Source organism: Allobosea sp. P4_H5, assembly GCF_056400825.1.
Genome location: NZ_JBFUKM010000010.1, coordinates 39,615 through 65,004, shown reverse-complemented (window position 1 = coordinate 65,004; position 25,390 = coordinate 39,615). Strand labels below are relative to the sequence as shown.

General features: G+C 67.4%; 22 protein-coding genes. 2 read left to right on the top strand and 20 right to left on the bottom strand.

Features of this window, described 5'->3' with window-relative positions; genetic code table 11:
• Window positions 1-3: 3 nt before the first annotated feature.
• From AC1DS0_RS20455 to AC1DS0_RS20360, 20 genes are all read right to left on the bottom strand, one after another.
• Window positions 4-1,176 carry an ABC transporter substrate-binding protein gene (locus AC1DS0_RS20455; protein ID WP_476816124.1) on the bottom strand — a complete coding sequence of 391 codons (1,173 nt, stop codon included), beginning with the start codon at window positions 1,174-1,176 and terminating at the stop codon, window positions 4-6.
• 51 nt (window positions 1,177-1,227) lie between these two features.
• Window positions 1,228-1,917, bottom strand: a complete 690-nt coding sequence (locus AC1DS0_RS20450; RefSeq protein ID WP_476816123.1) for a 4-carboxy-4-hydroxy-2-oxoadipate aldolase/oxaloacetate decarboxylase — start codon at window positions 1,915-1,917, stop codon at window positions 1,228-1,230.
• Entirely contained in the window at window positions 1,914-2,636 is a 723-nt protein-coding gene (locus AC1DS0_RS20445) for a PIG-L deacetylase family protein (RefSeq protein ID WP_476816122.1), read from the bottom strand. Before AC1DS0_RS20445 ends, AC1DS0_RS20450 begins: the two co-directional genes overlap by 4 nt.
• 16 nt (window positions 2,637-2,652) lie before the next feature.
• Window positions 2,653-3,735 (bottom strand): 4-oxalomesaconate tautomerase, encoded by a 1,083-nt coding sequence (locus AC1DS0_RS20440; RefSeq protein ID WP_476816121.1) that lies wholly within the window; start codon window positions 3,733-3,735, stop codon window positions 2,653-2,655.
• A gap of 4 nt (window positions 3,736-3,739) precedes the next feature.
• Window positions 3,740-4,723 (bottom strand): Bug family tripartite tricarboxylate transporter substrate binding protein, encoded by a 984-nt coding sequence (locus AC1DS0_RS20435; RefSeq protein ID WP_476816309.1) that lies wholly within the window; start codon window positions 4,721-4,723, stop codon window positions 3,740-3,742.
• Window positions 4,723-5,556 (bottom strand): DUF1932 domain-containing protein, encoded by an 834-nt coding sequence (locus tag AC1DS0_RS20430; RefSeq protein ID WP_476816120.1) that lies wholly within the window; start codon window positions 5,554-5,556, stop codon window positions 4,723-4,725. Before AC1DS0_RS20430 ends, AC1DS0_RS20435 begins: the two co-directional genes overlap by 1 nt.
• A gap of 86 nt (window positions 5,557-5,642) precedes the next feature.
• Complete coding sequence (locus AC1DS0_RS20425) at window positions 5,643-6,563, bottom strand: LysR family transcriptional regulator (RefSeq protein ID WP_476816119.1); 921 nt, start codon at window positions 6,561-6,563, stop codon at window positions 5,643-5,645.
• Window positions 6,560-7,186, bottom strand: coding sequence for a response regulator transcription factor (locus AC1DS0_RS20420; protein WP_476816118.1), 627 nt, complete (start codon window positions 7,184-7,186; stop codon window positions 6,560-6,562). Before AC1DS0_RS20420 ends, AC1DS0_RS20425 begins: the two co-directional genes overlap by 4 nt.
• Window positions 7,179-8,255: a sensor histidine kinase gene (locus tag AC1DS0_RS20415; RefSeq protein WP_476816117.1), complete on the bottom strand. Its 1,077-nt coding sequence runs from the start codon at window positions 8,253-8,255 to the stop codon at window positions 7,179-7,181. The genes AC1DS0_RS20420 and AC1DS0_RS20415 overlap by 8 nt, the downstream gene beginning before the upstream one ends.
• Window positions 8,256-8,334: 79 nt before the next feature.
• A complete protein-coding gene (locus AC1DS0_RS20410) occupies window positions 8,335-9,666 on the bottom strand; it encodes an ABC transporter ATP-binding protein (protein WP_476816116.1) in 1,332 nt (443 codons plus the stop codon).
• 24 nt (window positions 9,667-9,690) lie between these two features.
• Window positions 9,691-11,442 (bottom strand): ABC transporter permease, encoded by a 1,752-nt coding sequence (locus AC1DS0_RS20405; RefSeq protein ID WP_476816115.1) that lies wholly within the window; start codon window positions 11,440-11,442, stop codon window positions 9,691-9,693.
• Window positions 11,443-11,506: 64 nt separating this feature from the next.
• The gene (locus tag AC1DS0_RS20400; protein ID WP_476816114.1) at window positions 11,507-11,749 is read right to left on the bottom strand and encodes a hypothetical protein; all 243 of its coding nucleotides are present in this window, start codon (window positions 11,747-11,749) and stop codon (window positions 11,507-11,509) included.
• A gap of 255 nt (window positions 11,750-12,004) precedes the next feature.
• Window positions 12,005-13,162 (bottom strand): DSD1 family PLP-dependent enzyme, encoded by a 1,158-nt coding sequence (locus AC1DS0_RS20395; RefSeq protein WP_476816113.1) that lies wholly within the window; start codon window positions 13,160-13,162, stop codon window positions 12,005-12,007.
• Entirely contained in the window at window positions 13,159-14,901 is a 1,743-nt protein-coding gene (locus tag AC1DS0_RS20390) for a hydantoinase B/oxoprolinase family protein (protein WP_476816112.1), read from the bottom strand. Before AC1DS0_RS20390 ends, AC1DS0_RS20395 begins: the two co-directional genes overlap by 4 nt.
• Window positions 14,898-16,973, bottom strand: a complete 2,076-nt coding sequence (locus AC1DS0_RS20385; RefSeq protein WP_476816111.1) for a hydantoinase/oxoprolinase family protein — start codon at window positions 16,971-16,973, stop codon at window positions 14,898-14,900. The genes AC1DS0_RS20390 and AC1DS0_RS20385 overlap by 4 nt, the downstream gene beginning before the upstream one ends.
• Window positions 16,960-17,832 carry an ATP-binding cassette domain-containing protein gene (locus tag AC1DS0_RS20380; RefSeq protein WP_476816110.1) on the bottom strand — a complete coding sequence of 291 codons (873 nt, stop codon included), beginning with the start codon at window positions 17,830-17,832 and terminating at the stop codon, window positions 16,960-16,962. Before AC1DS0_RS20380 ends, AC1DS0_RS20385 begins: the two co-directional genes overlap by 14 nt.
• The gene (locus AC1DS0_RS20375) at window positions 17,829-18,794 is read right to left on the bottom strand and encodes an ABC transporter ATP-binding protein (protein ID WP_476816109.1); all 966 of its coding nucleotides are present in this window, start codon (window positions 18,792-18,794) and stop codon (window positions 17,829-17,831) included. The genes AC1DS0_RS20380 and AC1DS0_RS20375 overlap by 4 nt, the downstream gene beginning before the upstream one ends.
• Window positions 18,791-19,675 (bottom strand): ABC transporter permease, encoded by an 885-nt coding sequence (locus AC1DS0_RS20370; protein ID WP_476816108.1) that lies wholly within the window; start codon window positions 19,673-19,675, stop codon window positions 18,791-18,793. The genes AC1DS0_RS20375 and AC1DS0_RS20370 overlap by 4 nt, the downstream gene beginning before the upstream one ends.
• Complete coding sequence (locus AC1DS0_RS20365; RefSeq protein WP_476816107.1) at window positions 19,672-20,616, bottom strand: ABC transporter permease; 945 nt, start codon at window positions 20,614-20,616, stop codon at window positions 19,672-19,674. Before AC1DS0_RS20365 ends, AC1DS0_RS20370 begins: the two co-directional genes overlap by 4 nt.
• 164 nt (window positions 20,617-20,780) lie before the next feature.
• Entirely contained in the window at window positions 20,781-22,340 is a 1,560-nt protein-coding gene (locus AC1DS0_RS20360) for an ABC transporter substrate-binding protein (protein WP_476816106.1), read from the bottom strand.
• A gap of 142 nt (window positions 22,341-22,482) precedes the next feature.
• Between AC1DS0_RS20360 and AC1DS0_RS20355 the strand changes: the two genes are divergently transcribed.
• Together AC1DS0_RS20355 and AC1DS0_RS20350 are read left to right on the top strand one after the other, a co-directional pair.
• Window positions 22,483-23,367 carry a LysR family transcriptional regulator gene (locus AC1DS0_RS20355; protein ID WP_476816308.1) on the top strand — a complete coding sequence of 295 codons (885 nt, stop codon included), beginning with the start codon at window positions 22,483-22,485 and terminating at the stop codon, window positions 23,365-23,367.
• A 133-nt stretch (window positions 23,368-23,500) separates the two neighbouring features.
• Window positions 23,501-25,288 carry a peptide ABC transporter substrate-binding protein gene (locus AC1DS0_RS20350; protein ID WP_476816105.1) on the top strand — a complete coding sequence of 596 codons (1,788 nt, stop codon included), beginning with the start codon at window positions 23,501-23,503 and terminating at the stop codon, window positions 25,286-25,288.
• Window positions 25,289-25,390: the final 102 nt, after the last annotated feature.

The following is a 25,390-nucleotide window of genomic DNA, read 5'->3' as shown; positions in this document are numbered from 1 at the left end:
GGCTTACTTCTTGGCCTTGGTCGGATCCTTGACGTTGGGGATCGTCTCGAACTCCTGATTGTAGAGCTCGCCGTTCACGCGCTCGACCTTGCGGATGTAGACGTTCTGGATGATGTCGCGGGTCTCGGGATCGATCGAGATCGGCCCGCGCGGGCTCGTCCAGCTCATCCCCTTCATCGCGTCGACCAGCGCCTGCCCGCCCTCGCCCTTGGTCTTCTTCAGACCCTCATAGAGCGCATGCATGCCGTCATAGCCGCCGATGGCCATGAAGTTGGGACGCAGGCCAGGATTTGCCTTCTTGAAGCCCTCGACGAAGGCCTTGTTCTCCGGGCTGTCATGCGAGGCCGAATAGTGCTGGGCGGTGATGACGCCGAGCGCGACATCGCCCATGCCGTTGAGGATGTCGTCATCGGTCAGGTCGCCGGTGCCGATCAGCTTGATGCCGCTCTTGTCGAGGCCGCGCTCGACGAACTGCTTCATGAACTGGGCACCGACGCCGGATGGCACGAAGACCAGCAGCGCTTCGGGCTTGGCGTCGGCGACGCGCTGCAGGAAGGGCGAGAAGTCAGGGTTCTGCAGGGGCACACGGATGTTCTCGACCTGGCCGCCGCCGGCCTTGAACGCCTCCGAGAACGAGCTCTCGACATCATGGCCCGGGCCGAAGTCGGAGACGATGGTGATGACGCGCTTGGTGCCCTGCTTGGCGATCCAGGCTCCGAACGGCGCGGCGATCTGCGGCACGACCTGGCTGGTGCGCACGATAAAGGGCGAGCGCTCGGTGATGATCGCGGTCGCCGCCGCCATCACCACCATCGGTGTCTTCGCCTGCGTCGCCAGAGGCGCGGTGGCGAGCGCCAGCGGCGTCAGGCCGAAGCCGGCGATCGCTGTGACCTTGTCGTTGACGATCAGCTCCTGCGCTATCCGGCGGGTGACGTCGGCGGTGCCGGTGTCGTCCTTGACGATGAGCTCGACCTTCCTGCCGGCGACGGTCGCGCCCTTCTCCTGGATGTAGAGATTGGCCGCCGCGACGATCTGCCGTCCGGTCGAGGCGAAGGGACCGGTCATCGGCAGGATCAGGCCGATCTTGACCGCATCCTGCGCCAGAGCCGCGCCGCTGACCGAGGCGGTCAGAGCCAGGCCGAGCATTCCTTTGAGAACCGTCCTGCGAATGGTCATGTCGTTCCTCCCGAGTGTTTGGCCGAACCCCTTGCCGGGGCTTTCGTTGGATTATTCGTCTTCGTCGTCGCGATAGATAAGGCCCGCTTTGGCGAGGCCGTCGCGCATAGCGTACATGTCCAGACCGAGTTCGCCAGCAGCCAGGCGTCTACGCTTTTCGTCTTCATTGGCCTCGCGCTTGCGGCCGGCGGCAGCGACCGCTTCGGCATTGCGCCTGGGCACGACAACGACCCCGTCATCATCGGCGACGATCACGTCGCCGGGATGGATCAGCGCCCCGGCGCAGACCACCGGAACGTTGACGCTGCCGAGCGTCGCCTTGACCGTGCCCTTGGCCGAGATCGCCCGCGACCAGACCGGGAAGCCCATCTCGGTCAGCGTCCGAACATCGCGGACGCCGGCATCGATGACGAGGCCGATGCCGCCGCGCGCCTTCAGCGAGGTCGCGAGCAGGTCGCCGAACATGCCGTCGGTGTTGTCGGCGGTGCAGGCGACGACGAGCACGTCGCCCGGCTGCACCTGCTCGATCGCGACATGAATCATCCAGTTGTCGCCGGGCTGGGCCAGCACCGTCACTGCCCCGCCGGCGATCTGCGCGCCGGCATAGATCGGTCGCAGATAGGGCTTCAGCAGGCCGCTGCGGCCCATAGCCTCATGCGTGGTCGAGACGCCGAGCTCTGCGAGATCGGCCATCGCCGCGGCCGGGGCGCGCTTCCTGGTGCGGAAGACGACGGGGTTCATGCCAGTGTCTCCAGCGCTTCCGGGAAGAGGCGCTGATAGGCCTCGCCATAGGTCATCGCCTTGCCAGAGTTGCGGCCGCCCTGCATGCCGCGATTGAGCGCGACGCGGGTGTAGTATTCCCAGAGGTGCTTCTGCGCCGCGAGGATCTCGAACGCCTTGCGCTTCTGTTCCCAGACCTCGTCGATGTTGAGGATCACGTTCGGCTTGAAATTACACTGCTCGGGCTGGTGCGGCTCGAATAGGAAGACCGGCGGCGCGGCATAGGCGCGATCCGGATCGGGCTTGTGCCCGGCCGCCTGCGCGATGATGCGGGCCTCCTGGGCGAAGCGCGTCGCCTCGGGATGGTCGACGTTGTAGGGATCTTCGAGCGCATGGGTCAGCACGAAGCTCGGGTTGAGTTCGCGGAAGATGTCGATGGCGCGCTCCAGCATCGGCTCGGTGGTGCGCAGCGGATAATCGCCGGCATCCATGAACTCGATCTCGGCGCCGAGCGCGGCGGCGGCGGCTTCCGCCTCTTCGCGGCGCTGGACCTTGACCTCCGCCATCTGCACGCCCGCCTTCTTCCAGGCGAACTGGCTTTCGCCGCGCTCGCCATAGGACAGGCAGAGGATCTTGACGCGCATGCCGCGCTTGGCGTGCAGGGCGATCGCCCCACCAGCGCGCCAGACGAAATCGCCGGGGTGGGCGGTGATCACCAGTCCTGTCTTCTGGGCGCTCATCGCATGCGCTCCTCTCTCACAATCTGCCGGCCGGCACGAAGGCCTGCCCTGCCATCAGGATGCGGGCGGTGCGCAGCAGCCCGGCTCGCTCGACCACCGGCTGCGCCGTGGTTCCACCCACCGTCAGTGTCACCGTGAACTCGCCGGTCGGGTGCTCGACCGAGAGAGAACGCTCGTGCCCCTCAGGCATCGCCACGACAGATGCCGCGGGCGAGCCCAGCAGGACAGCGGCGGTCGCGACCGTCACCGCGGCGAAGACGCCGATCGAGGCGTGGCACTCATGCGGGATGAAGCTGCGGGTTGAGATCGCCCCCCCGGCCTGCGGCGGCGCGACCAGCGCGATCTTCGGCACGACCTTCCTGGTGACGTTGCCGAGATTCATCAGTGGTCCGGCGGCGAAGCGTATCGCTTCGATCCGGGCCTTGAGCTCCGCGTCCTCGTTGAGCTGGTCGCGTGGCTCGTAACCGGTCCGTCCGACATCAGCGGCCCGCAGCACGATCACCGGCATGCCGTTGTCGATCAACGTGCAGGGCACGCCCTCGATCACGTCGACCACGTTCCCGGTCGGCAATAGCGCCCCGCAGACCGAGCCCTCGGCATCGAGGAAACCGATATCGATCGGCGCCGAGGTCCCCGGCACGCCGTCGATGCGTGCGGAACCCTCGGCGCTCGCCTGCCCGTCCGGCGTATCCATGGTGAGATCGGCGATGGTGCCGGTATTGATCGTGCGGACCCGCACCGTGGTGCGCGCGCCGCTTGCCTGCACCAAGCCGCGGGCCAGGGCGAACGGGCCGATCCCGGCGAGGATATTGCCGCAGTTCGGGGTGGTATCGACCGAAGCCGTCTCGACACCGACCTGCGCGAACAGGAAGTCGATATCGCAGCCGGGTTCGCTGGAGGCCGAGACGATCGCGACCTTGCTGGTCAAGGGGTGGGCGCCGCCGAGACCGTCGACCTGGCGCTTGTCGGGCGAGCCCATCACCGCGAGCAGGAAGGCATCGCGCGCCGCGATGTCGGCCGGCAGGTCGTCGCGCAGGAAATAGGCGCCCTTCGAGGTGCCGCCGCGGATCAGCATGCAGGGGATGGCAAGCTGGCCCATCGCTTCACTCCGCCGCCTTGATGCCGGCACGGGTAATGACCTCGCGCCAGAGCACGAGTTCCGAGCCGATCAATTTGCCGAAACCCTCCGGCGTCTCCGGTCGGGCGATGGCGCCATCTTTGGCCAGCGCCCCGGCGAAATCGGGCTGGCCGAGCAGCGCGTTGATCTCGCGATTGAGCCGCTCCACGATTTGTGGCGGCGTACGCGCCGGCGCCACCATCCCGTACCATTGCACCGCCTCGAAATCCGGCAGGCCGCTCTCGGAGAGCGTCGGCAGGTCCGGTGCGAAGCCGACGCGCTCGCGTGCGGCGACGCCGAGGGTCCGGAGCTGCCCACCTTCCGCTAAGGGCAGCACCGCCGGCCCGCCCGTCAGCGTGAACTGGATGTTGCCTGCGACGAGGTCGTTCACCGAAGGTGCGGTGCCGCGATAGGGCACATGCGTCGCCTCGATACCGGCGCGATGGCAGAAATAAGCCGTGGCGATGTGGGCGGCGCTGCCTTGCCCGCCCGACGAATAGTTCAGCTTGCCAGGGTTCGCCTTGGCGTAGGCGATGAACTCGCCGAGGGTCTTGGCCGGCAGCTTCGGATTGATCGCCAGGATGTTCGGCAGCATGGCGACGAGCGCGACCGGCTGGAAATCCTTGATCGGGTCATAGGGCACGTTCGGGTAGAGCGATGGCGCGAAGGCCAACGTCCCGATATGGCCCATCATCAGCGTGTGCCCGTCGGGATCAGACTTGGCGACCTGTCCGGAGGCCGTCATGCCGCCGGCGCCCGGCCGGTTCTCGATCACGAAGCCCTTACCGGGAATGCTGCGCTCGAGCTTGCTGGCGATCAATCGCGCCAGCACGTCGGTGCTACCGCCGGGCGTGAACGGCACGACGATCCGGATCAGCTGACTCGGCCACTCCGGCTGAGCCCGCGCTGGCGCCAGCCCGGCGAAACCGGCGAGCCCGAGGCCGGCGAGGACGGAGCGACGATCCTGCATCACCGGGCCCCCTCCTTGCGGCGAGCCCCGCGCAGCTGCGCGTCGGCGATCGCGGCGGAGAGCCCCGGGTGAAAACCCGCCGCGGCCAGCATCTCGGCCGCCTCGCGCATCTCGGCCGAACGGCGCACGCCATGCGTCGCGACGCGCTCGCGCATGTCGGCGGCGAGCGCATCGAAGTCGATCGACGGAAAGGTCGCGTTGAGGCTGGCGAAGACCGGGTCCTTGACGTCCCAGGCCTCGCAGGCAGCGGCGCAGTCGACCATCAGCGCCTCCAGTCCCTTGATCACGATCGAGCGGCAGAGCTTCATCGCCGAGGCCCGGCCATAGACCTCCGAGACCGGCGTCAGGTTCATGCCGAGTCCGTTGAGCTCCTCGGATGCGGCCTGCGCCTTGGGGCCGCCGGAGAGGATCGCGACCTTGAGGCCAGGCTTCAGCACCGGAGCCATCACCGCGGCTTCGAGATAGTCGGCACCGCTTGCAGTGACAGCCTGCGCTGCCCGCTGCTTGGTCGAAGGCGCAGCGGAATTGACGTCGACGAAGACCTGCCCCGGCTTCAACCAGGCGGCCGCCTCGCTCGCGACAGCCTCGGCACGGTCGGCAGTGACTGCCGAGAACACGAAGGTCGCGCCCGTGCAGGCTTCCCGTGCGGACACAGCGCGGACGACTCCGAGCTCCCGCGCCGCCGTCTCCAGACGGCTGCCGGCCTCGCTGCCGAAGAGCAGGTCATAGGCGCGGATGGCGACGTGGTCATTGGCCAGCAGCCCACGCGAAAAGGCCTGGCCGACCTCGCCGAAACCGATGAAGGCGATCGCTGCCGTGTTGGCGCCTGCCATGGCCGGCCTCTCCTCGCACGTTTCGTCCCGCCGCGAGGTTCGGCCAAAGCCATTCTGCCATCAAATGATAAGAATGCAGCGATTGATTACTTTTCTTCATCTCGCCGCGGCACGACGCTGCGCTTCAGCGCCTGGCTCAATAGCGCGATCAGATCCCGCGTCACCGGCCGCAGCGGCACCGATTTGCGCGTGATGATGCCGAGCGTCCGGGTGACGGCCGGCGAGCGTAGTGGGATCGCCACCAGATCGCCGGCATCGACGACATCGAGCGAAAGCTGCGGCACCACCGCGTAGCCGATGCGCGAACGCACCAGGCTGACCGCGGTGACGACGCGCTGGACCTCGTAGCGCCAGGTCAGGCTCTCGCGCCGGGCCCCGAGCGCATCGTCGATCAGGATGCGGTTGCCGGTCTCGGCGCTGATCCGCACCAGCGGCTCGTCCTGCAATTGCGCCCAGGTCAGCGAGCTCGCCTGCGCCAGGGGCATCGAACGATGGCTGACCAGCACGAAAGGCTCCTTGACCACCGGCTTCAGCTCAAGGTCCCAGCGATTGGCGGCGACGATGGTGACGCCGAACTCGGCCTCGCCCGACTGGACCTTGTCGGCGATCTCGGACGCCGAGTTGTCGTGAATGCGGACGCCGACGCCGGGATGGCGCTCCGCGAAGGCGGCGATCACGGCCGGCATGCAATGCGCCGCCACCGTCGGCAGGCAGCCGAGCGAGACCTGCTCGTCACCCTGGCGCAGATCGACCCTGACCTCGTTGATGGCGAAGCCCAGGTCCTCGAAGATGCGCCGCGCCCGCGGCAGCAGTGTCGTGCCGGCCGCGGTCAGCGAGACCTGCCGCGTCGTGCGCAAGAAGAGCGGTGTCCCCAGCGATTCCTCGAGCTTGCGGATGCGGTGGCTGAGGGCCGTCTGCGACAGGTTGAGATGCGAGGCTGCGGCGCGGAAACTGCCGCGCTCGGCGATGCTGACGAAGGCCTGAAGCCCGAGAACGTCCACCCTCATCGGATCGCCCTCTCCTTTCCCGCGATGAGATCGGCGAGCCGGACCAGATCGGCCAGTGTCGCGGCGCCCATCTTCCGCATCACCTCGCCGCGATGCACCTTCACGGTCACCTCGCTCAGGCCGAGATCGGCCGCGATCTGCTTGTTGAGGCGCCCTTGCACGACGAAGGCGAGCACCTCCCTCTCCCGCACCGTCAGCGTCGCAAAGCGCTCTTTCAGCTCCGCGAGCGCCGCGTCGTCCCGGCGCCTCGCCTCGTCCTTTTCGATCGCCGTTCGTACTGCGTCGAGCAGGTCCTGCTCGCGGAACGGCTTCAGCAGGAACTCGACCGCGCCGGCCTTGATCGCCCGCACCGCCATCGGCACATCACCATGGCCGGTGAGGAAGACGATCGGGATCGGATCGTTCAACCCGGCGAGCTCGGCCTGGAAATCCATGCCGCTCGGACCGGGCATCCTGACGTCGAGGACGAGGCAGGACGGCGTGTCCGGGCGCCGCAGCAAGGCGAATTCACGCACCGACGCGAAAGTCGAAACTGCGTAACCGACCGAGCGGAGCAGGCTGTCGAGCCCCTCGCGAACCGAGACATCGTCGTCGACGACGAAGATGGTGGCTGGTTTATCCATGGCGCTCATCCGATACCGGGCCGGCCACCGGCAAGGTGAAGCCGAAGACCATGCCGCGCGGAAGATTGATGGCGGCATAGATCGCTCCGCCATGCGCCTCGACGATCGAGCGGCTGATCGCCAGGCCCATGCCCATCCCACCCGGCTTGGTCGAGTGGAAGGCCTCGAAGACCTGCTCGATCGCAGCCGGCGACAGGCTGGTGCCGGTGTCACGGACGCTCACCGTGATCGTGCGGCCATCGCTCGCCGTGCTGACGAGCAAATCGCGCGGTCCTGAATCCAGCCCGCCCATCGCCTCCGCTGCATTGATCACAAGGTTGAGCACGACCTGCTGGAGCTGGACCTTGTCGCCGAGCGGTTGCGGCAGGTCATCGGCAAGATCGGTCTGGAGCACCACGCGGCTCCTGCGCAGCTCGCCGCGGGTCAGGGCCAGAACCTCCTCGATCAGCGCGACCAGATCGAGCCGGTCGCGCGAGGGCGGAGCCTTGGCCACGAGGTTGCGTACGCGCCCGATCACCTCGCCCGCCCGGTCGGCATCGGCGACGACGCGCTGCAGTGCTCGCTTGGCCTCGCCGCTATCGGGCGGTGTCGCCGCGAGCCAGCGCAAGGCGGCATGGCCGCTGGCGACGATCCCGGCCAGCGGCTGGCTGACCTCATGCGCGATAGAGGCAGTCAATTCGCCCATGGTGGTGACGCGCGCCATATGGGCCAGCTCGGCCTGGGTTTGCCGGACGCGCGCCTCCGCCTCTCCGATCCGCAAGGCCAGATAGGTGGTCGCACCGATGGCGATCAGGCTCAGAGCTCCGTTCGCCAGGCCAGTCTCTTGGATTCCGCGCGGCGTCAGCAGATAGCTCAGCACCGTCAGCACAGCGCTGCCGGCGCCAAACGAGACGACCACGACCGGCCGATCGAACCTGACCGAGATCAGGATAACCGCGACATAGAGGACGGCGACCGCGATCTCCAGGCTGGTGAAGGTATCGGCTATGAAGATCGAGGCCATCGCCACGATCAGGCCGAGCCAGAGCCATGGCCTTTCGATGCGCATGCGCTCGCGATCGCGCATCATGCTCCGTCCTTCGCCGCCCGCCCGTCCGACCAACATATCGGACAAGACAGGCCGATGGCCGGTCTGTCCAGCCCGGGCATCAGCTCGGATTGTCCAGCGTGAACAGGTCGGCATCCTCGTCATAGGCGAAGTATTCGCCATAGCGGGCCCAGTTCGTCACCGCTTTCAGCGTCGTCGCGGCATAGTTCTCCGACATATGGTCCTCGAGCTCGTCGCGGAAACGCGGCGCCGGCGCCCTGTGGCTCGAGCGCTCGTCGAGCACCCGCCGGATATGGGCGGCGAGCGGCACATAGGCCGCGAGCTGCTGGGCGAAGAGGCGCTTGCGCCCGTCGACATCGGCGTCGGCAAAGCGCAGCCCGGCGGCGGTCAGCCTGATGTCACCGCCTTCGAGATCGGCGAAGCGCAGCAGCTGCAGCGTCTCGGCCACCGGGAAGAGATCGTCGATCTCCAGATGCAGCTCGGCCGCGAGCGGCGGCAGGTCCGCCTCTCCCCGATAGGGCGCGCCCGCGATCGTCTCGATCAGCCCGGCCATCAGATTGGTCGAGACCCGCGGCAGCGCCATGGCGATGCCGGTTCCGGGGAAGAAGCCGTCACGGGCCGGCGCGCCGGCCTTCGCGGTCATGCGGGCATAGATGTCCTCGACCAAGGTGCGGAAGGCGGGATCGAGACGGTTGCGCGGCTGCGGCAGCTCGACCTTCAGCTCGGCGATGACCCGCCCGGGATTGGAGCCGAAGATCAGGATGCGGTCGCACATCAGCACGGCTTCCTCGATGTTATGCGTCACCATCAGGACCGCCTCGATCGGCATCCGCCCCTCGCACCAGAGGTCGAGCAGGTCGGTGCGGAGCGTCTCGGCGGTGAGCACGTCGAGCGCCGAGAACGGCTCGTCCATCAGCAGAACCTTGGGGCGCACCACGAGCGCGCGCGCCAAGCCGACGCGCTGGCGCATGCCGCCGGAGAGCTCCTTCGGATAGGCGCTCTCGAAACCGTCGAGGCCGATCAGGTCGATGGCGGCGAGCGCGCGCTTGCGTCGCTCGGCCGGCGCGACGCCCTGCGCCTCCAGACCGAGCTCGACATTCTCCAGCACGCTCAGCCAGGGGAACAGCGCAAAGCTCTGGAACACCACGGCGACGCCCGAGCTCGGCCCGGTCACGGCCCGACCCTCGAAGGTGACGGTGCCGCCGCTCGGCTGGATCAGCCCGGCGATCGCCCGCAGCAGCGTCGACTTGCCCGAGCCGGAGCGGCCGAGCAGGCCGACGATCTCGCCGGGCCGGAGCTCGACATCGACCTTGTCGAGCACGACCAGCGAGCCGGCCGCGCCCTTGTCATAGCTCTGGCAGATCTCTTTGGCGCTGACGAGCGGGGTGGCCTTCCCGGCCTTGAAATCGCGGGTCGCGATGATCTCGTTCATGGCGGCATCCTCTTGCCAAAAGGGTCAGTCGAGGCGCATCCGGCGTTCCGCCATCACATAGAGCGGGCGCCAGAGCAGGCGGTTGAAGAGCGTGACGAAGAGCGACATGACGGCGATGCCGAGCACGACGCGCGGGAAGTCGCCGGCCTCGGTCGCGTTGGCGATGTAGGCGCCGAGGCCATAGGCCTCGAGCTTGGTGTCGCCCCAGCTCGCGACTTCGGCGACGATGCTGGCGTTCCAGGAGCCGCCGGACGCGGTCAGAGCGCCGGTGACGTAATAGGGGAAGATCCCCGGCAGCATGACGCGCCGCCACCACGTCCACGAGCGCAGCTGGTAAACGCTAGCCGCCTCGCGCAGATCGGTCGGGAAGGCGCTCGCCCCGGCGATGACGTTGAACAGGATGTACCATTGCGTGCCGAGCACCATCAGCGGCGAGAGCCAGATGTCGGGGCTGGCACCGGTCGCGACGATGGCGATGACGGCGAAGGGGAACAGCACGTTCGCCGGGAAGGCCGCGAGGAACTGCGCCACTGGCTGGACGCGCTCGGCGACGGCCGGGCGCAGGCCGATCCAGACGCCGACTGGGATCCAGATCAGGCTGGCGACGGCGATCAGCAGGGTGACGCGCAGCAAGGTGACGAGGCCGCGCGCCAGCGGGTCCCAGGCATCGGACCAGGACAGGCTCTGAGCGAGATAGGCGATGGCGGTCCACATCGCCCAGGCGCCGACGGCGAAGACCAGCGCGAGCCAGGCCCGGTCGAGCACCTTGCCGGTACCCGCACTGACCTCGCGGCGCACCGGCGGCGCACTGCGGAACCGCACCAGCAGCAGCCGGCCGCCCAGCCAGGCGAGCGGAGCCGTCAGGCGCTTGAGCAGGCGGGTGCGCCGGGCGAGGCCATGCACCCAGGAGCGCGGCTTCTGCTGGCCGGCGGTCTGCTCGAAGCGGAACTTGTCGGCCCAGGCGACGATCGGCCGGAACAGCAATTGGTCGTAGAGGCCAATCACGATCGCCATCGCCAGCACCGCCCAGGCCACGGCGGCGAAATCCTGCTGCTTGATCGCGAGCGCCAGCCAGGAACCGAGGCCCGGCAATTGCACGGTGGTGTCGCCGACCGTGATCGCCTCGGAGGCGACGACGAAGAACCAGCCGCCCGACATCGACATCATCGTGTTCCAGACCAGCCCCGGCATGGCGAAGGGCGCCTCCAGCCGCCAGAAGCGCTGCCAGGACGACAGGCCGAAGCTGCGGCTGACCTCGTCGAGATCACGCGGGACCGTGCGCAGCGACTGGTAGAAGGAGAAGGCCATGTTCCAGGCCTGGCTGGTGAAGATCGCGAAGATCGAGGCGCATTCGGCGCCGAGCTGGCTGCCCGGGAACAGCCCCATGAAGAAGGTGACGGTGAAGGTCAAAAAGCCGAGCACCGGCACCGATTGCAGGATATCGAGCGCCGGGATGATCACCATCTCGGCGCGCCGGCTCTTGGCCGCCAGCGTTGCGATGGTGAAGGTGAAGGCAAGCGAGGCGATGATCGCCGCGAACATTCGCATGGTCGTGCGCAGCGCATAGTCCGGCAGCAGCGCCGGATCGAGTACGACCGGCTCGCTGGCGAGGCCGGAAAGCGGCGCGCGCATCGCCGCTGCGCCATGCAGCGCCAGCACAGCTAATGCAGCGAGCAGCGCGAACGCCGCCAGATCATAGAGATTGGGCAGGACACGATTGCGCGTCAGCACGGCGAGCGCACTGGACCTCGTATCGCGGTTCGACAGAAACGCCATGGGAACCTCGGCGGGATGGAGGTGGCTGCGGCCGGTGGCCGGCCTTGCGGGCTGAGCGACTTGGTCAGGCGGCGCGCCTGCACCCTGAGCGGCAACTGCCATCCTCGTCGCGCTGCTCCCCGCCCTCGCTGCGCCAGCGGCATTCCAGGCGCCCGTCAGCTGCATTGATGCGCCATTCCGCGACCAAGGCCTGCCGCCTCGGCATGGCCGCGAGCAGGGGTGCGTTGCTGTTCCGACGCAGGCTCGACCAGGCCGACACCTGCGCCAGCGAGATTGCAGAATGCCGAAATGCGACGACGTTGTTCATGGCCCACCTCTCCGATCCCGGTGGGGCCGTCCGACGCGCGAACGGGCGCACACGACGACGCGCGCCGCAGCGATTGCTGCACACGATCGGTCGTCATGGCCCCGTCCCTGCGACGGAAAGCCGGCTGCTGCGAAAGCGCTTCGCGGTCAGCGCCGCGAAGACCTGGCCTCTCTGCGCCTGAGGACAACCGCGATCAATCGGACGATGGGATCGCGGCCGATACCTTGGTATAGCGCCGCATCGGGCGAGCGCAGATCAGTCGGCGCGGCCACGCGCCTCGACCGGCCATTGCGCCACAAGATCGGCGCCGCGCACGACGTGCAGCACGTCGTGCAGGTTGATCGTCGGGTCGCAGTGCGGGACCGTGCATTCGACGACCGTGCCGATCGGCAGCGCGCCCTGCCCTTCCGATGGCAGGATGCGGCCGAACTCGTCGCCGCACCATTCGATCCGGCCAACCAGTTCGCCATTCAGGAAGGCGCGCGGCGGCGGCCCGTCGAGCGCAAAGCTCTTGCTGCCGCCATCGGTGATGGCGAAGCCGAGCGAGCTGTGCCCGATCACGGTGACGGCGATGCGCAGCGCCGGCTTGAACTCCGGCCCACCGCGGCCATGCATGTCGACGCTGTCATAGGCTTCGTCCATGAAGACATAGGAGCCGGCCTGGATCTCGGTCAGCAACCGGTCCTCGCCGTCCAGGAGATGGCTGCCGGTGCCGCCGCCCGAGACGATCTCCGGCGCGAAGCCCGCGTCGCGCAGCGCCTCGATCATGGCGGCGAGCAGCCGTCCCATCTCCTGGTTGGCGGCGCGGCGCGCGGCGAAGTCGTCGATATGCTGGACGCGGCCCTGATAGGCCTGGACGCCGCGATAGAGCAGCCCGTCCAGCCCTGAGACGAGCCGCGCCAGCTCGACCGCCTCGGCCGGCGTAGCGACGCCGCTGCGCTTCAGCCCGACATCGAGATCGACCAGCACATCTAAGGCCGCGCCGTGCCGCTGCGCCGCCTCGGCGTAGGCGGTGGCGAGATCGGCGCGGTCGACCACGACGCCGATACGCCCGCCCGCCGCCGCCGCGCGCGCCAGTGCGTCGATCTTCGCCGGGCTGGCGATCGGGGCGCTGAGCAGGAGGTCGCGCACGCCGCCCTCGAACAGCGCCAGCAATTCGCCCGGTTTGGCGCAGCAATTGCCGAGCGCTCCCGCAGCCATCTGCCGGCGGGTGATCTCGGCGCATTTATGCGATTTCGCATGCGGCCTGAGGTGCAACCCGGCCTGCCGGCAGGTCTGCGCCATCAGCGCGATATTGTGCTCGAACAGGTCGAGATCGAGCACGGCAGCCGGCGTCTCCAGCCGCGCCCGGCTGCCAGGAACGCCGACGAGCTGTTCGTTGAGGGCAGCCGCGCCAAACAGGGCGTCGCTCATGTCCTTGCCTCCGCAAGCGCAGCGCGACGACGTGCGGTGGCGTCGCGATCAATGCTCACGCCATCGGCAGCGAAGACCACGCCGTAGTCGCGAGCCGCGCCCGCCGCCGTGACCTTGCCTTCGCGCAGATCGTCCTCGATCCGGATCGGATCGCGCCGCAGCGCATCGCCATAGCCGCCGCCGCCGGCCCCGATCAGGCGGAAGACGTCGCCGGCGCGGGCGGTGAAGCTCTCCATCGGCATGGTCGGCAGGCCCTGCTCAGTCCCGTCGGCGCGGATCAGGATATGAGCCGAAGGCGCGCCGGGGCTGCCGCCCTCGAAGCCGAAGGGCGGGTGGTCGCGCCGGTCGCCGCGCAGCACGAAGCGGACCGGCGACAGGAAGCGGAATTCGCGGATGAGCGAGAGCCCGCCGCGGAACTCGCCCGGCCCGCCGGTATCGGGCACGAGGCCATAGCGCAGCACCTCGACCGGCATGTCGGCCTCGATCATCTCGACCGGCTGGTTGGAGAGATTGGCGGCAGGGTTGGAGATGCCCTCGATCCCGTCCTTGCCGGCGCGGGCGCCCCAGGTACCGACCACCATCTCGTTGAGCACAAACGGGCGCCCCTCATGCGTGCCGCCGGCGGCCAGCAGATAGGGCCCGCCCTCGGAGCCACCCATGGCCCGTTCCGGTACGATCTGCGCCAACGCCTGCATGATCGCGTCGAAGACGCGGTAGCCGACGACGCCGCGCGCACCGCAGGCTGCCGGATAGCGCGGATTGACCAGGCAGCCCTCGGGCGCCCTGACCGTGATCGGCCGCAGGTACCCCTCGCAATTGGGTATATCCTGCTGCGACAGGCAGCGGATCGCGCAGAAGGCGGCCGATTCCGGCAGCGAGATCGGGCAGTTGATCGAGGCCGCGACCTGGTCGGCCGTCCCGGTGAAATCGATGTCGATCGTGTCATCAGCGACGGTGACGGTCGCGACGATCGGCAGCGGCTCAGGATTCTCGCCGACGCCGTCGATATAATCGGTGGCGCGATAGACGCCGTTCGGCAAGGCGCGGATGACGTCGCGCATCATCGCCTCGGCATGGTCGTGCAGTGCATCGATATAGGCGCCGAGCATTTCGGCGCCATAGCGGCCGATCAGCGTCTTCAGCCCCTCCTCGGCGACGTTGCAGGCGGCAATCTGGGCGCGGATATCGCCGAGCACCTCGACCGGCGAGCGTGTGTTCGCCTCGATGATGCGGAAGACGGAATCGACCGGCTCGCCGGCCTCGTAGAGCTTCAGCAGCGGGATGCGCAGGCCTTCCTGCTGGATCTCGGTGGCGTAGATCGCGACCGAGCCGGGCACGATGCCGCCGAGATCGGTGTGGTGCGCCACGGTGGCCGCAAAGCCTGAAAGCCGGCCGGCGACGAAGATTGGCTTGAGGATATAGATATCCGGCAGATGCTGGCCGCCGGAGCCATAGGGGTCGTTAGCGATCAGCACGTCGCCGGGTTTCAGCGTGTCGCCATAACGCTCGCGGACGAAGCCCATGATGCGCGGGAAGGAGCAGAGCTGGATCGGCAGGGTCAGCCCCTGCGCGATCACCCTGCCCTTCGCATCGCAGAGGGCGGTCGAGTAATCCATGATGTCGCGCACCACCGGCGAATAGGCCGAGCGCATCACGATCAGCGCCATCTCGTCGGCAGTCGAGGCCAGCGCGTTGCGGATCACTTCGAGGGTGATCGGGTCGATCTCGTGCATGCTCATGCGGCCTCCAGGGCGATGTCGATATTGCCGGCCTCGTCGAGCCGCGCGCTCTGGCCGGGGCCGACGACGCAGGTGCAGTCATATTCCTCGATGACGAAGGGTCCTCGCCGCGCTGTAGCATCCAGATCGGCCCGGCCGATCACGGCGATCGAGGCCGCGGACCCGTTGGCGTTGAAGGAGACAGTCCGATCGGCCCGGCGCATCGGCGCCTCCGCAGCGAATTGCTGGCGCGGGGCGATCAGCGGCAGCCGCGCCGTCAGGCGGGCATTGACGAGGTGGACCGCGTCCTTCTGCGAGCGATGGCCATAGGTACGCTCGTGCTCGCGATGGAACAGCTCGTTGAGCTCGGCAATGTCGAAGCGCCTCGCCGGCACCGTCAACTCATAGGCCTGGCCGACATAGCGCAGGTCGGCCGCATAGCGGAATTCGGCCTGTGCGAGATCATAGCCTTCGAGCGAAAGGATGCGGCTGGCATCCATGCCAAGCTCGGCGAAGAGCTGCTCCAGCCCGGCATCGTCGAGCTCGCCCGCCCGCCGCCGCGATGGCCGCACGAACTCCTGCTCGACATCGGAGCGTAGCAGGCCGAGCGCGCTGAAGACGCCGGCTGCGCGCGGGACGATGACGCGGCGGATACCGAGCGCGCTCGCGACCTCGGCCGCGACCACCGGCCCGTTGCCGCCGAAGGCGACCAGAGTCGCCTGGCGCGGATCGCGGCCGCGATAGGTCGAGACCGCCTTGACCGCCCGCGTCATGGTGGTGACCGCGAGCGTCAGCACGCCGCGCGCCGTCTGCTGGAGGTCGAGGCCGAGCGGGCGCGCGACTTGGTCGTTCAGCGCGGCGCGGCCGGCATCGGCCTTGAGCGGGAAACTGCCGCCGGCCAGCGCGATGTCGTTGATGTAGCCGAGCGTCAGGAAGGCGTCGGTCAGCGTCGCCTGCTTGCCGCCAAGCCCATAGCAGACCGGGCCAGGCCAGGCTCCGGCGCTCTGCGGCCCGACCGAGACCTGGTTCATCTTGTCGATCGCGACGATGCTGCCGCCGCCGGCGCCGATCTCAGAGACGTCGATGAACGGCATCTTGATCGGATAGCCGCCGCCCTTGACCAGCTTGCTCGACAGATTGATGCCGGCGCCGACCTCGTATTCGGTGGTGCGGGCCGGCTCGCCATGCTCGATCAGCGCCGCCTTGGCGGTGGTGCCGCCCATGTCGAAGGAGATGATGCTGGGCTCGTCGCTTCCCGAGACCAGCCGCGCGCAGGCGATGACGCCGGCTGCCGGGCCGGATTCGACCAGCGACGCTGCGCGCTTGACCGCCGAGCCCAGCCGCATGATGCCGCCGCCCGAATGCATCATCTCGACCTGGCAGGTGACCCCGATCGAGGCGAGCCGCGCCGTCAGCGCGCTGGCGTAGTTGCGCACGACCGGGCCGATATAGGCGTTCACCACCACGGTCGAGATGCGCTCGTATTCGCGGATCTCCGGCAGGATTTCCGAGCCGCGGCAGATATAGACGCCGTCGCCCAGCTCGGTGCGCAGGATGTCTTCAGCCTCGATCTCGTGCTGGGGATTGGCATAGGCATGCAGGAAGCTGATCGCGACCGCCTCGACGCCCTCCTCGCGAAAGCGCCGCGCAGCCGCGACGACATCCTCTTTCGAGAGCGGGATCCGCACCGAGCCATCCGCTGCGAGCCGCTCGCGCGCCTCAAGCCGCAAATGCCTGGCCGCCAGCGGCTTCGGCTTGTCGTATTGCAGGTCGTAGAGCACCGGGATGCGCAGCCGGCGCATTTCGAGCACGTCGCGGAAGCCGGCTGTGGTCAGGAGGCCGGTGCGGGCGCCCTTGTATTCGAGGATGGCGTTGGTCGCGACCGTCGTCGCATGGACGATGCCGGTGATGCGGTCGGGCGTGGTCTGGTAGTCCTCGACCAGCGCCTTCAGCGCCTGGGCGATGCCGCGGCTGTAATCGTCCGGGGTCGACGGCACCTTGCGGGTCTCGATCAAGCCATCATCGCGCGCGACGACGACATCGGTGAAGGTGCCGCCGATGTCGATGCCGATCCGGTAGCTATGCTGCGCCATGGATGTCTTCCCGGGTTTCTGGAGCGGCCGCGTCGGCACGGACGGGCAGCGGCGTGCGCCGACCGGCGAGGCCCTTCGGCACGGCCGCGATGAGGGCTTGGGTGTAGGGGTGCTGCGGCCGGCCGAGCACATCGAGGCAAGGGCCCTGCTCGACGATCGCGCCCTTGCGCATCACGACGATGCGGCTGCACAGCGTGCGCACCAGAGCCAGATCATGGCTGATGAAGAGCAGCGTCAGCCCGAGTTCGCGGGTCAATCGCGACAGGAGATTGATCACCTGCGCTTGCAGGGAGACGTCGAGCGCCGAGACCGGCTCGTCGGCGATCAGCACCTCCGGCTTCATCGCCAGGGCGCGCGCCAGGCCGATGCGCTGGCGCTGGCCACCGGAGAGCTCATGCGGCAGGCGCGGCCCGATCTCGGGGCCGAGCCCGACCAGCGTCAGCAGTTCGGCGATCTCGCTCTCGCATTGCGCCTTCGGTACGCCGCGCAGCGCCAGCGTCTCACTGATGCAGCGCGCCACGCTCTTGCGCGGGTTCAGCGCACTGCTCGAATCCTGAAAGACCATCTGCACGCGCCGCCTCCACGGCCCGGCATGGTCCCTCATCAGCTCCGCCATCAACTGGCCATCGAGCAGGACGTCGCCTGAGCTCGGCTTCGCCAGCCCGACCGCGAGCCCCGCCAATGTCGATTTGCCCGAACCGCTCTCGCCGACGATGCCGACGACATCGCCGCGCATCACGTCGAGGCTAACATCATCGAGAGCAATGAGCCTTTCGTCGCGCCCGAGCAGACGGTCGAGCAGCCCGCCTTGCGCGAAGGATTTGGAGACACTGCGCAGCGAGAGGATCGGGCCGGTCATCGCGGCCTCCAGCAAGCGGTACGATGCCCGGCTTCATCGATGAGCGGCGGCATCTGGTGGCTGCAGCTCTCGGCCGCGTCGGGACAGCGCGGCGAAAACGGGCAGCCTACCGGCAGGCGGCCAAGCCGCGGCGGCGCGCCTTCGATTGCGGTCAGCGGGCCGACCGGGCCGGAGAGGCTCGGCACGCAGGCCTTTAGCAGGCTGGTATAGGGATGACGCGGAGCGCGCTCGATCGCCTCGACCGGCCCGTCCTCGACGACCTTGCCGTCATACATCACCACGACGCGGTCGACGATCTCGGCGACGAGCTGGAGATTGTGCGAGATGAAGACGACGGCGAGGCCGAGCTCGCGGCGCAGCTCGGCGATCAGGTCGACGATCTGCGCCTGCACCGTGACGTCGAGCGCCGTGGTCGGCTCGTCGGCGATCAGCAGGCGCGGGCGGCAGGCGATCGCCATGGCGATCAGGGCGCGCTGGCGCATCCCGCCGGAGAATTCGTGCGGGTAGGAGGCGAGGCGCCGGCCGGCATCGCGGATGCCGACGCGCTCGAGCGCTTCCGCCGCGATGCGCTTGGCTTCCGCGGCCGAAACACCGCGATGAGCCCGCACCACGTCGGTGATCTGGCGGCCGATGGTCAGCGCCGGGTTGAGCGAGCTCTGCGGATCCTGGAAGACCATGGCAATGTCGCGACCGCGCAGCGCCCGCATGCGCCTTTCATCGGCGGCGAGCAGGTCTTGGCCGTCGAAGATCACGCGCCCGCCGGTGGCGCGCGCCGGCGCGCCGAGCAGGCGCATCACCGCGAGCATGCTGAGGCTCTTGCCCGAGCCGGACTCTCCGACGATGCCGACGGCCTCGCCCGGCGCGACTGAGAAGTCGACGCCGCGCACCGCCTCGACCATGCCGCCATCGGCCGAGCGGAAGCCGACGCGCAGGCCCTCGACGCTGAGCAAGGCCTGGCTCATGCGACCAGTGTCCTGGCTTCGCTGCGCGGGTCGAACAATTCGCGCACCGCATCGCCCAGCAGGTTGAAGCCGATCACGGTCAGCGAGATCGCGAGGCCCGGGAAGACCGGCAGCCACCATTCGCCGGAATAGATCGCGCTGCGGGCGTCGGAGAGCATGGTGCCCCAGCTCGGCTGCGGCGGCTGCACGCCGAGGCCGACGAAGCTGATCGAGGCCTCGATGACGATGCCGATCGCGACCAGCAGCGTGCCCTGCACGATGATCGGCGACAAGCAGTTGGGCAGCACATCGCTGATCACGATGTCCCAATGCGAAGCGCCTTGCAGGAAGCGGGCGCGGACATAGTCGGTGCCGGCGATGCGCCTGGCCACCGCGTAGGTGACGCGGGCAAAGACCGGCGAGAACAGGCAGCCGACGAGGACAACGATCTTGACCTCGTTCGGCAGGAGCAGAGGACCGACCGGCAGCGGCCCGACGCCGAGAATACCGACGATCGCGATCGCCCAAACCAGAAGCGGGATCGAGGCGACGCCGTCGACGATGCGCATCACGATCTGCTCGCCGAGCCCGCCCTTATAGGCGGCGAAGACCCCGGCGGAGACACCGATCAGCGCGCCGATCAGCACCGCACCGATACCGACCGAGAGCGAGGCGCGCGCGCCGAACAGGATGCGGCTCAGCACGTCACGGCCGCCCTGGTCGGTGCCAAGCCAGTGCCGAGCGTCAGGCGCGGCGAGCCTGTCCTCGATATTGAGCGCGAGCGGATCATAGGGCGCGATCAGCGGCGCGAAGATCGCGGCGAGCACGATCAGCCCGACGATGCCGGCCCCGAGCCAGCCGCTCCAGTCGAGGCCATCAAGGGTTTTCCGCAGGCCGCTCATGCCGTCGCCCTCTGGCGCGGATCGAGCACGCGGTTGATCAGATCGGCGCCGAGATTGGCGAAGACAAAGATCGCGGTGAACAGGAAGACGATGCCCTGCAGCAGCAGGAAGTCGCGCTGCGAGATCGCGTTGAGGAGCGCGCGCGACAGGCCGGGGATGTTGAAGACCTGCTCGATGATCAGCGCCCAGCCGAACATGTAGCCGAAGGAGAGCGCCGCAAGATTGACCACTGGAGGCAGCGCGTTAACCAGCGCATAGAACACGACCTGGCGGGACGAGAGCCCCATGGCGCGGGCGGTGCGGACATAATCGCCGCGCAAAGTCTCCTGCAGGCTCGCCTGCGTCATCCGCGCGAGGACGGCGATGTAGTAGACCGCGAGCGAGAGCGAGGGCATCAGGATGCTCTGCAAATGCAGCGACAGCCCGGCCGCGAGCGGAAAATAGCCGCCGGGCGGCAACAGGCGCAGATCGACCGCGAGGAAGCGGATCAGCACGATGCCGAGCCAGAAGGCCGGGATCGACAGCCCGAGCACCGAGGCCAAGCGGCTGACCCGGTCGAAGGCTCCGCCCGGCTTGAGCGCCGCGAGCACGCCGATACCGATCCCGAAGACGAGCGCGATCAGGAAGGCGAAGACGACGATCGCCAGCGTCACCGGCAGGGCGCTCACAATGTCGGTCGCGACGTCGCGACCGGTGACGAAGGACTTGCCGAAATCCCCGCGCAAGATGTCGCCGAGCCAGGCGACGTATTGCGAGAGGAACGGCCGGTCGAGGCCATGCGCCTGCTCGAACTGCATGATCTGCTCAGCGGTCGCGTCAGCCCCGAGCACGATCCGGGCCGGGGAGCCCGGACCGGAGCGCGTCAGCGCGAACAGCGCGAGGCCGACGAAGAGCAGCGTGCCGATCGAGGAGATGATGCGGCCTGCGACGAGGCGGAGCATGAGCCTGCGGTCCTAGAGACGGGTACGGTCCAATGTGACTCTCTTGTCATCCCGGACAGAGCGAAGCGCAGATCCGGGATCCATTCCTGGGCCTTTCCGAAAGAGGTTCCGGAATGGATCCCGGGTCGAGCTACGCTCGCCCGGGACGACCGCCCAACGGGACATCAAACCTTGACCTCGCCCGGCGCGATGGTCAGGCCCTGGTTGACCTTCACATCCTGCAGCGCCTGCCGCCAGAGATTGGAGGCGTGGACATAGCCGAGCACGCCGAGCGGCGCGTCGCGGGCGGCAAGTGCCTGCAGCTTGCCGTAGAGCTCCTTGAGCTTGGCTTCTTCCGTCTCCGCGAAGGCCGCCGCCAGCGTCTGGTTGAACTCGGGATTGTTGTAGCCGGAGCTCTTGGACAGCACCTGCTCCGGCGTCAGGCAGACCTGCATGATGTAGCTCGGCTCGCCCGGCGACATGAAGACCTGCAGCGCCGCCTGATGCTCGCCGCGGATCGCCTGCTGGATCAGGACCGAGAACTCATAGACCTTGAGATTTACCTTGATGCCGATCTTGGCGAGCTGCGCCTGCACGAAGATCGCCGCATCCTTGGTGTCGAGCAGATAGGGCTCGGCCTGGATGCTGAGGTCGAACTCGGCGCCGCTGGCGTATTTCGACTTGGCGAGCAGGGCTTTCGCCTTGTCGAGATCGAAGCCGAGCTCCTTGTCCGCCTCGGCGTTGAACCACCAGCCGCGCGAAGGCGCCGGCACGGACGAGGGCTCGAGCAGCCCGTAATAGACCTTCTCGCCGATCGTCTTGCGATCGATCGCGGCGGAGACCGCCTTGCGGAAGTTCACATCGTCGAAGGGGGCTTTCAGGTTGTTGGTGTACATCAGCAGCGCCCCGCCCAGCGTCGGGCGCGAGGCGCCGGTGATACCCGGCATGGTCTTCAGCCGGTTGAACTCGCGCGGCGGCGGCGCGCTGATCAGGTCGACCTGGCCGGTCAGCAGATAGGCGACGCGGGTCGCGTCCTCCGGGATCATCTTGACGACGAGCCGGTCCCAATGCGGCAGACCCTTGCGCCAGTAATTCGGGTTCTTCCTGAAGCTGATATAGTCGTTCGGCTTCCACTCCTCGAAGACACCGAAGCCGGTGCCGACGCCGGCAGGCTTCGACTTGAAATAGTCGTCGCCATGCTCCTTGCGCGAGCCGGCCGGGTAGATGCCCATGTATTTGGTCAGGAAATAGAGCCAGGGGCCGTAAGGCTCCGACAGCTCGAACTGCACCTTGAGCGGATCCAGCACCGTGACCTTGGTGATGCGGGTGAAGAGCGAGCGGCGCGCCGCCTTGTTGGCGGGATCGAGCAGGTAATCGAAGGAGTATTTCACATCCTCCGCCGTCATCTTCTTGCCGTTGTGAAAGGTGACGTCGTCGCGCAAGTCGAATGTGTAGGTCTTCTTGTCGGCCGAAATCACCGGCAGGGCCTTGGCGAGCTGCGGCTTCAGCACGCCGTCGACATCGTACTCGACCAGGTTCTCGAACACGGTCTGGCCGAGCACCATGGCGTCGTGATTGAGCTGGTTTATCGGATCGATGGTAATCGGATTGCTCGGCAGGACGATGGTCAGCGTCTTGCCATTGTTCGGTTGGGCCTGGAGCAGGCTCGCGGGCAAGAGGCCGCCCAGGGCGCCGCCTGCTGCAGCTGCGAGAAACGCACGGCGATTTGTCGGCACGGTCAGCATCGGAGTCCCCCTGTTTTATGGCAATGCCTTGGCGGCGCCGGAGACCGGCGCCGCGCCGAACACGAGAAAGCTAGAGCGCCGGGGCGGCGAATAAAAATAAGAAGTGCTTGCCGCTCGATTGCCTCAGGCTATCATCTTGGCGATGCGCTATACCTTCGGTCAGGCGGAAGCGTTCTACTGGGTGGCCCGGCTCGGCGGCTTCCGCGCCGCCGCCATGCATCTCAACCTGTCGCAACCGACAGTCAGCCTGCGCATCAAGGAACTCGAGCGCATCCTCGGCGGCGAGCTCTTCGACCGCTCGCTCTACCGCCCCGTGCCGACGACGCTGGGCCATGCGATCTATGCCGATGTCGAGCGCATGCTGGCCCATGCCGAGCAGGTGCAGCGCCACAGCAAGGACGGCTTGCGCGGCAAGAGCCTGCTGCGCATCGGCGCCGCCGATTCCTTCGCCGCCGCCATCCTGCCGGACCTGCTCGCCCAGCTGGCGCGCCGCCATGCCGAATTGCAGGTCGACGTCACCGTCGACTTCAGCACCAAGCTCGAGCAGCTCCTGCTCGACCGCTCGATCGATATCGCCTTCCTCTCGCAGCCACGCGCCCATGAAGGGATCACCATCGTCCCGCTCTGGCTGATCGATCTCGTCTGGGTGGTGGGCGAAGGCCTGCCCTTTGCTGGCAATGTCGCGACGCCGGAGAACCTTGTCGACCTGCCGATCTTCACCAACAGCTCGCCGTCCGGCCTGTTCACCACGATTCAGATGTGGTTCGGCGCGCATGGACTGAAGCCACGCCGCCTCAACACCTGCAATCCGCTGACCGTGATCGCCCGCCTCGCCAGCGCCGGCACCGGCGCGGCGATGATCCCGCGCGAGATGATCCACCTCTCCGGCGAGAAGCTGGCGCTGCGCGTGCTCGAAGCCGATCCGCCGATCCCCTCGCACAATCTTTGCGCGATGTGGTGGAACAACGAATCCGCCGACGAGTGCGGCTATCTCGCCAATCTCGCACGCGAGATCGCGACCAGCTGACGCAAGGCTATGCCCCTTATCCAGGCGGAATGCCGGATTTGCGGCCAAAACTGGGCATAGCCGCCGGGCCGAGCATGCATTAGGCTCCCCTCCGGGCCATCTCATAATAGGCCAGCTAAAACAGGGGAATATGATGGACGAGCGTACGCTGAGCAGCTTGATCGAGAACGTGAAGGATGGCGCGATCTCCCGCCGCTCCTTCATTCGTAGACTGGCTGCCGTCGGCATCACGGCGCCGATCGCCTCGCAGATCCTGGCCTGGAACAACGTCGCCATGGCGCAGGCGTCTCTGGCCTACAAGCCGACCAAGGCTGGCGGCGGCGGGCCGCTCAAGATCCTGCTCTGGCAGGCACCGACGCTGCTCAACCCGCATTTCGCCAGCGGCACCAAGGACCAGATCGCCGGCCGCATCTTCTTCGAGCCGCTTGCCGGCTGGGACAAGGACGGCAACCTGACGCCGCAGCTCGCCGCCGAAGTCCCGACCCGGGCCAATGGCGGGCTCTCCGAAGATGGCAAGGTGGTGACCTGGAAGCTGAAGCAGGGCGTCAAATGGCATGACGGCAAGCCCTTCACTGCCGACGACGTCGTCTTCACCTGGGAATACGCCGCCGATCCGGCGACCGCCGCCTACACCACCGGCTCCTACACCAACATCAAGGTCGAGAAGGTCGACGACCACACCGTCAAGGTGATCTTCAAGGAAGCGACGCCGTTCTGGGCCGATCCCTTCGTCGGCGTCGTCGGCCAGATTCTGCCCAAGCACCATTTCGGCGAGTACAAGGGCGCGAAATCGCGCGAGGCTCCGGCCAATCTGAAGCCGGTCGGCACCGGCCCCTACAAGTTCGCCGAGTTCAAGCCGGGCGACATCCTCACCGGCACGCGCAACGAGGACTATCACGTCAAGAACCAGCCGCATTTCGACACGATCGAGGTCAAGGGCGGCGGCGATGCGGTCTCGGCGGCCCGTGCCGTGCTGCAGACCGGCGAGTTCGATTATGCCTGGAACCTGCAGGTCGAGGACGAGGTCCTCAAGAAGATGGAGACCGGCGGCCGCGGCAAGGTCAGCGCCGTGCCGTCGGGCGACATCGAATTCATCATCCTCAACACCACCGACCCCTGGACCGAGGTCGACGGCGAGCGTTCCAGCATCAAGACCAAGCATCCGACCCTGTCGGATCCCAAGGTGCGCCAGGCGTTCAACCTTCTGATCGACCGCGACTCGATCCAGAAGTTCATCTATGGCCGCGGCGGCACCGCGACGGCGAGCTTCGTCAACGAGCCCAAGCAGTTCAGGTCGCAGAAGCTGAAATACGAGTTCAACGTCGACAAGGCCAACAAGATCCTCGACGACGCCGGCTACAAGCGCGGAGCAGACGGCATCCGCGAGAAGGACGGCAAGAAGCTCAAATACGTCTACCAGACCTCGATCAATGCCCCGCGCCAGAAGACGCAGGCGATCATCAAGCAGGCCTGCCAGAAGGCCGGCATCGACCTCGAGCTGAAGTCGGTGACGGCGTCTGTGTTCTTCTCTTCCGACGTGGCGAACCCCGACACCTACACCAAGCTCTACGTCGACATCGAAATGTACACGACGACCCAGCCACAGCCCGATCCGGAACGCTTCCTCAACCAGTTCACCTCCTGGGAGATCGCCAACAAGGAGAACAAGTGGCTGGGCCGGAACGTCTCGCGCTATTCGGATCCTGCGGCCGACGAGGCCTACAAGGCTGCCCAGAAGGAGCTCGACCCGGCCAAGCGCGCTGCGTTGCTGATCAAGGTCGACGAGATCTTCTGTGAAGCGAATGTGATCCTGCCGCTGCTCTCGCGCACCCGCGTCGCCGCCTCGGTGACCAACCTGATGCACGATCACAGCGGCTGGGACGTCGACACCTGGAACGTGGCTGCCTGGTATCGCAGCTGAGGCTGGCTAAACCGCTCGCGGACGACCGTTATCGTCCGCGAGCGGCCCCTGCCGCTTCCGCGCGAGCTGGTTCGGCCCGATGGTGTCTCAGCGCCATCGGCC

Excerpts from the sequence above, each read along its gene's own strand:
- AC1DS0_RS20420 (WP_476816118.1), bottom strand. The coding sequence starts at position 7,186 with ATGGATAAACCAGCCACCATCTTCGTCGTCGACGACGATGTCTCGGTT.
- AC1DS0_RS20440 (WP_476816121.1), bottom strand. The coding sequence starts at position 3,735 with ATGGGCCAGCTTGCCATCCCCTGCATGCTGATCCGCGGCGGCACCTCG.
- AC1DS0_RS20455 (WP_476816124.1), bottom strand. The coding sequence starts at position 1,176 with ATGACCATTCGCAGGACGGTTCTCAAAGGAATGCTCGGCCTGGCTCTG.
- AC1DS0_RS20410 (WP_476816116.1), bottom strand. The coding sequence starts at position 9,666 with ATGAACGAGATCATCGCGACCCGCGATTTCAAGGCCGGGAAGGCCACC.
- AC1DS0_RS20370 (WP_476816108.1), bottom strand. The coding sequence starts at position 19,675 with ATGAGCGGCCTGCGGAAAACCCTTGATGGCCTCGACTGGAGCGGCTGG.
- AC1DS0_RS20435 (WP_476816309.1), bottom strand. The coding sequence starts at position 4,723 with ATGCAGGATCGTCGCTCCGTCCTCGCCGGCCTCGGGCTCGCCGGTTTC.
- AC1DS0_RS20350 (WP_476816105.1), top strand. The coding sequence starts at position 23,501 with ATGGACGAGCGTACGCTGAGCAGCTTGATCGAGAACGTGAAGGATGGC.
- AC1DS0_RS20385 (WP_476816111.1), bottom strand. The coding sequence starts at position 16,973 with ATGGCGCAGCATAGCTACCGGATCGGCATCGACATCGGCGGCACCTTC.
- AC1DS0_RS20405 (WP_476816115.1), bottom strand. The coding sequence starts at position 11,442 with ATGGCGTTTCTGTCGAACCGCGATACGAGGTCCAGTGCGCTCGCCGTG.
- AC1DS0_RS20445 (WP_476816122.1), bottom strand. The coding sequence starts at position 2,636 with ATGAGCGCCCAGAAGACAGGACTGGTGATCACCGCCCACCCCGGCGAT.
- AC1DS0_RS20360 (WP_476816106.1), bottom strand. The coding sequence starts at position 22,340 with ATGCTGACCGTGCCGACAAATCGCCGTGCGTTTCTCGCAGCTGCAGCA.
- AC1DS0_RS20390 (WP_476816112.1), bottom strand. The coding sequence starts at position 14,901 with ATGAGCATGCACGAGATCGACCCGATCACCCTCGAAGTGATCCGCAAC.
- AC1DS0_RS20380 (WP_476816110.1), bottom strand. The coding sequence starts at position 17,832 with ATGACCGGCCCGATCCTCTCGCTGCGCAGTGTCTCCAAATCCTTCGCG.
- AC1DS0_RS20425 (WP_476816119.1), bottom strand. The coding sequence starts at position 6,563 with ATGAGGGTGGACGTTCTCGGGCTTCAGGCCTTCGTCAGCATCGCCGAG.
- AC1DS0_RS20430 (WP_476816120.1), bottom strand. The coding sequence starts at position 5,556 with ATGGCAGGCGCCAACACGGCAGCGATCGCCTTCATCGGTTTCGGCGAG.
- AC1DS0_RS20395 (WP_476816113.1), bottom strand. The coding sequence starts at position 13,162 with ATGAGCGACGCCCTGTTTGGCGCGGCTGCCCTCAACGAACAGCTCGTC.
- AC1DS0_RS20450 (WP_476816123.1), bottom strand. The coding sequence starts at position 1,917 with ATGAACCCCGTCGTCTTCCGCACCAGGAAGCGCGCCCCGGCCGCGGCG.
- AC1DS0_RS20415 (WP_476816117.1), bottom strand. The coding sequence starts at position 8,255 with ATGATGCGCGATCGCGAGCGCATGCGCATCGAAAGGCCATGGCTCTGG.
- AC1DS0_RS20355 (WP_476816308.1), top strand. The coding sequence starts at position 22,483 with ATGCGCTATACCTTCGGTCAGGCGGAAGCGTTCTACTGGGTGGCCCGG.
- AC1DS0_RS20365 (WP_476816107.1), bottom strand. The coding sequence starts at position 20,616 with ATGCTCCGCCTCGTCGCAGGCCGCATCATCTCCTCGATCGGCACGCTG.
- AC1DS0_RS20375 (WP_476816109.1), bottom strand. The coding sequence starts at position 18,794 with ATGAGCCAGGCCTTGCTCAGCGTCGAGGGCCTGCGCGTCGGCTTCCGC.
- AC1DS0_RS20400 (WP_476816114.1), bottom strand. The coding sequence starts at position 11,749 with ATGAACAACGTCGTCGCATTTCGGCATTCTGCAATCTCGCTGGCGCAG.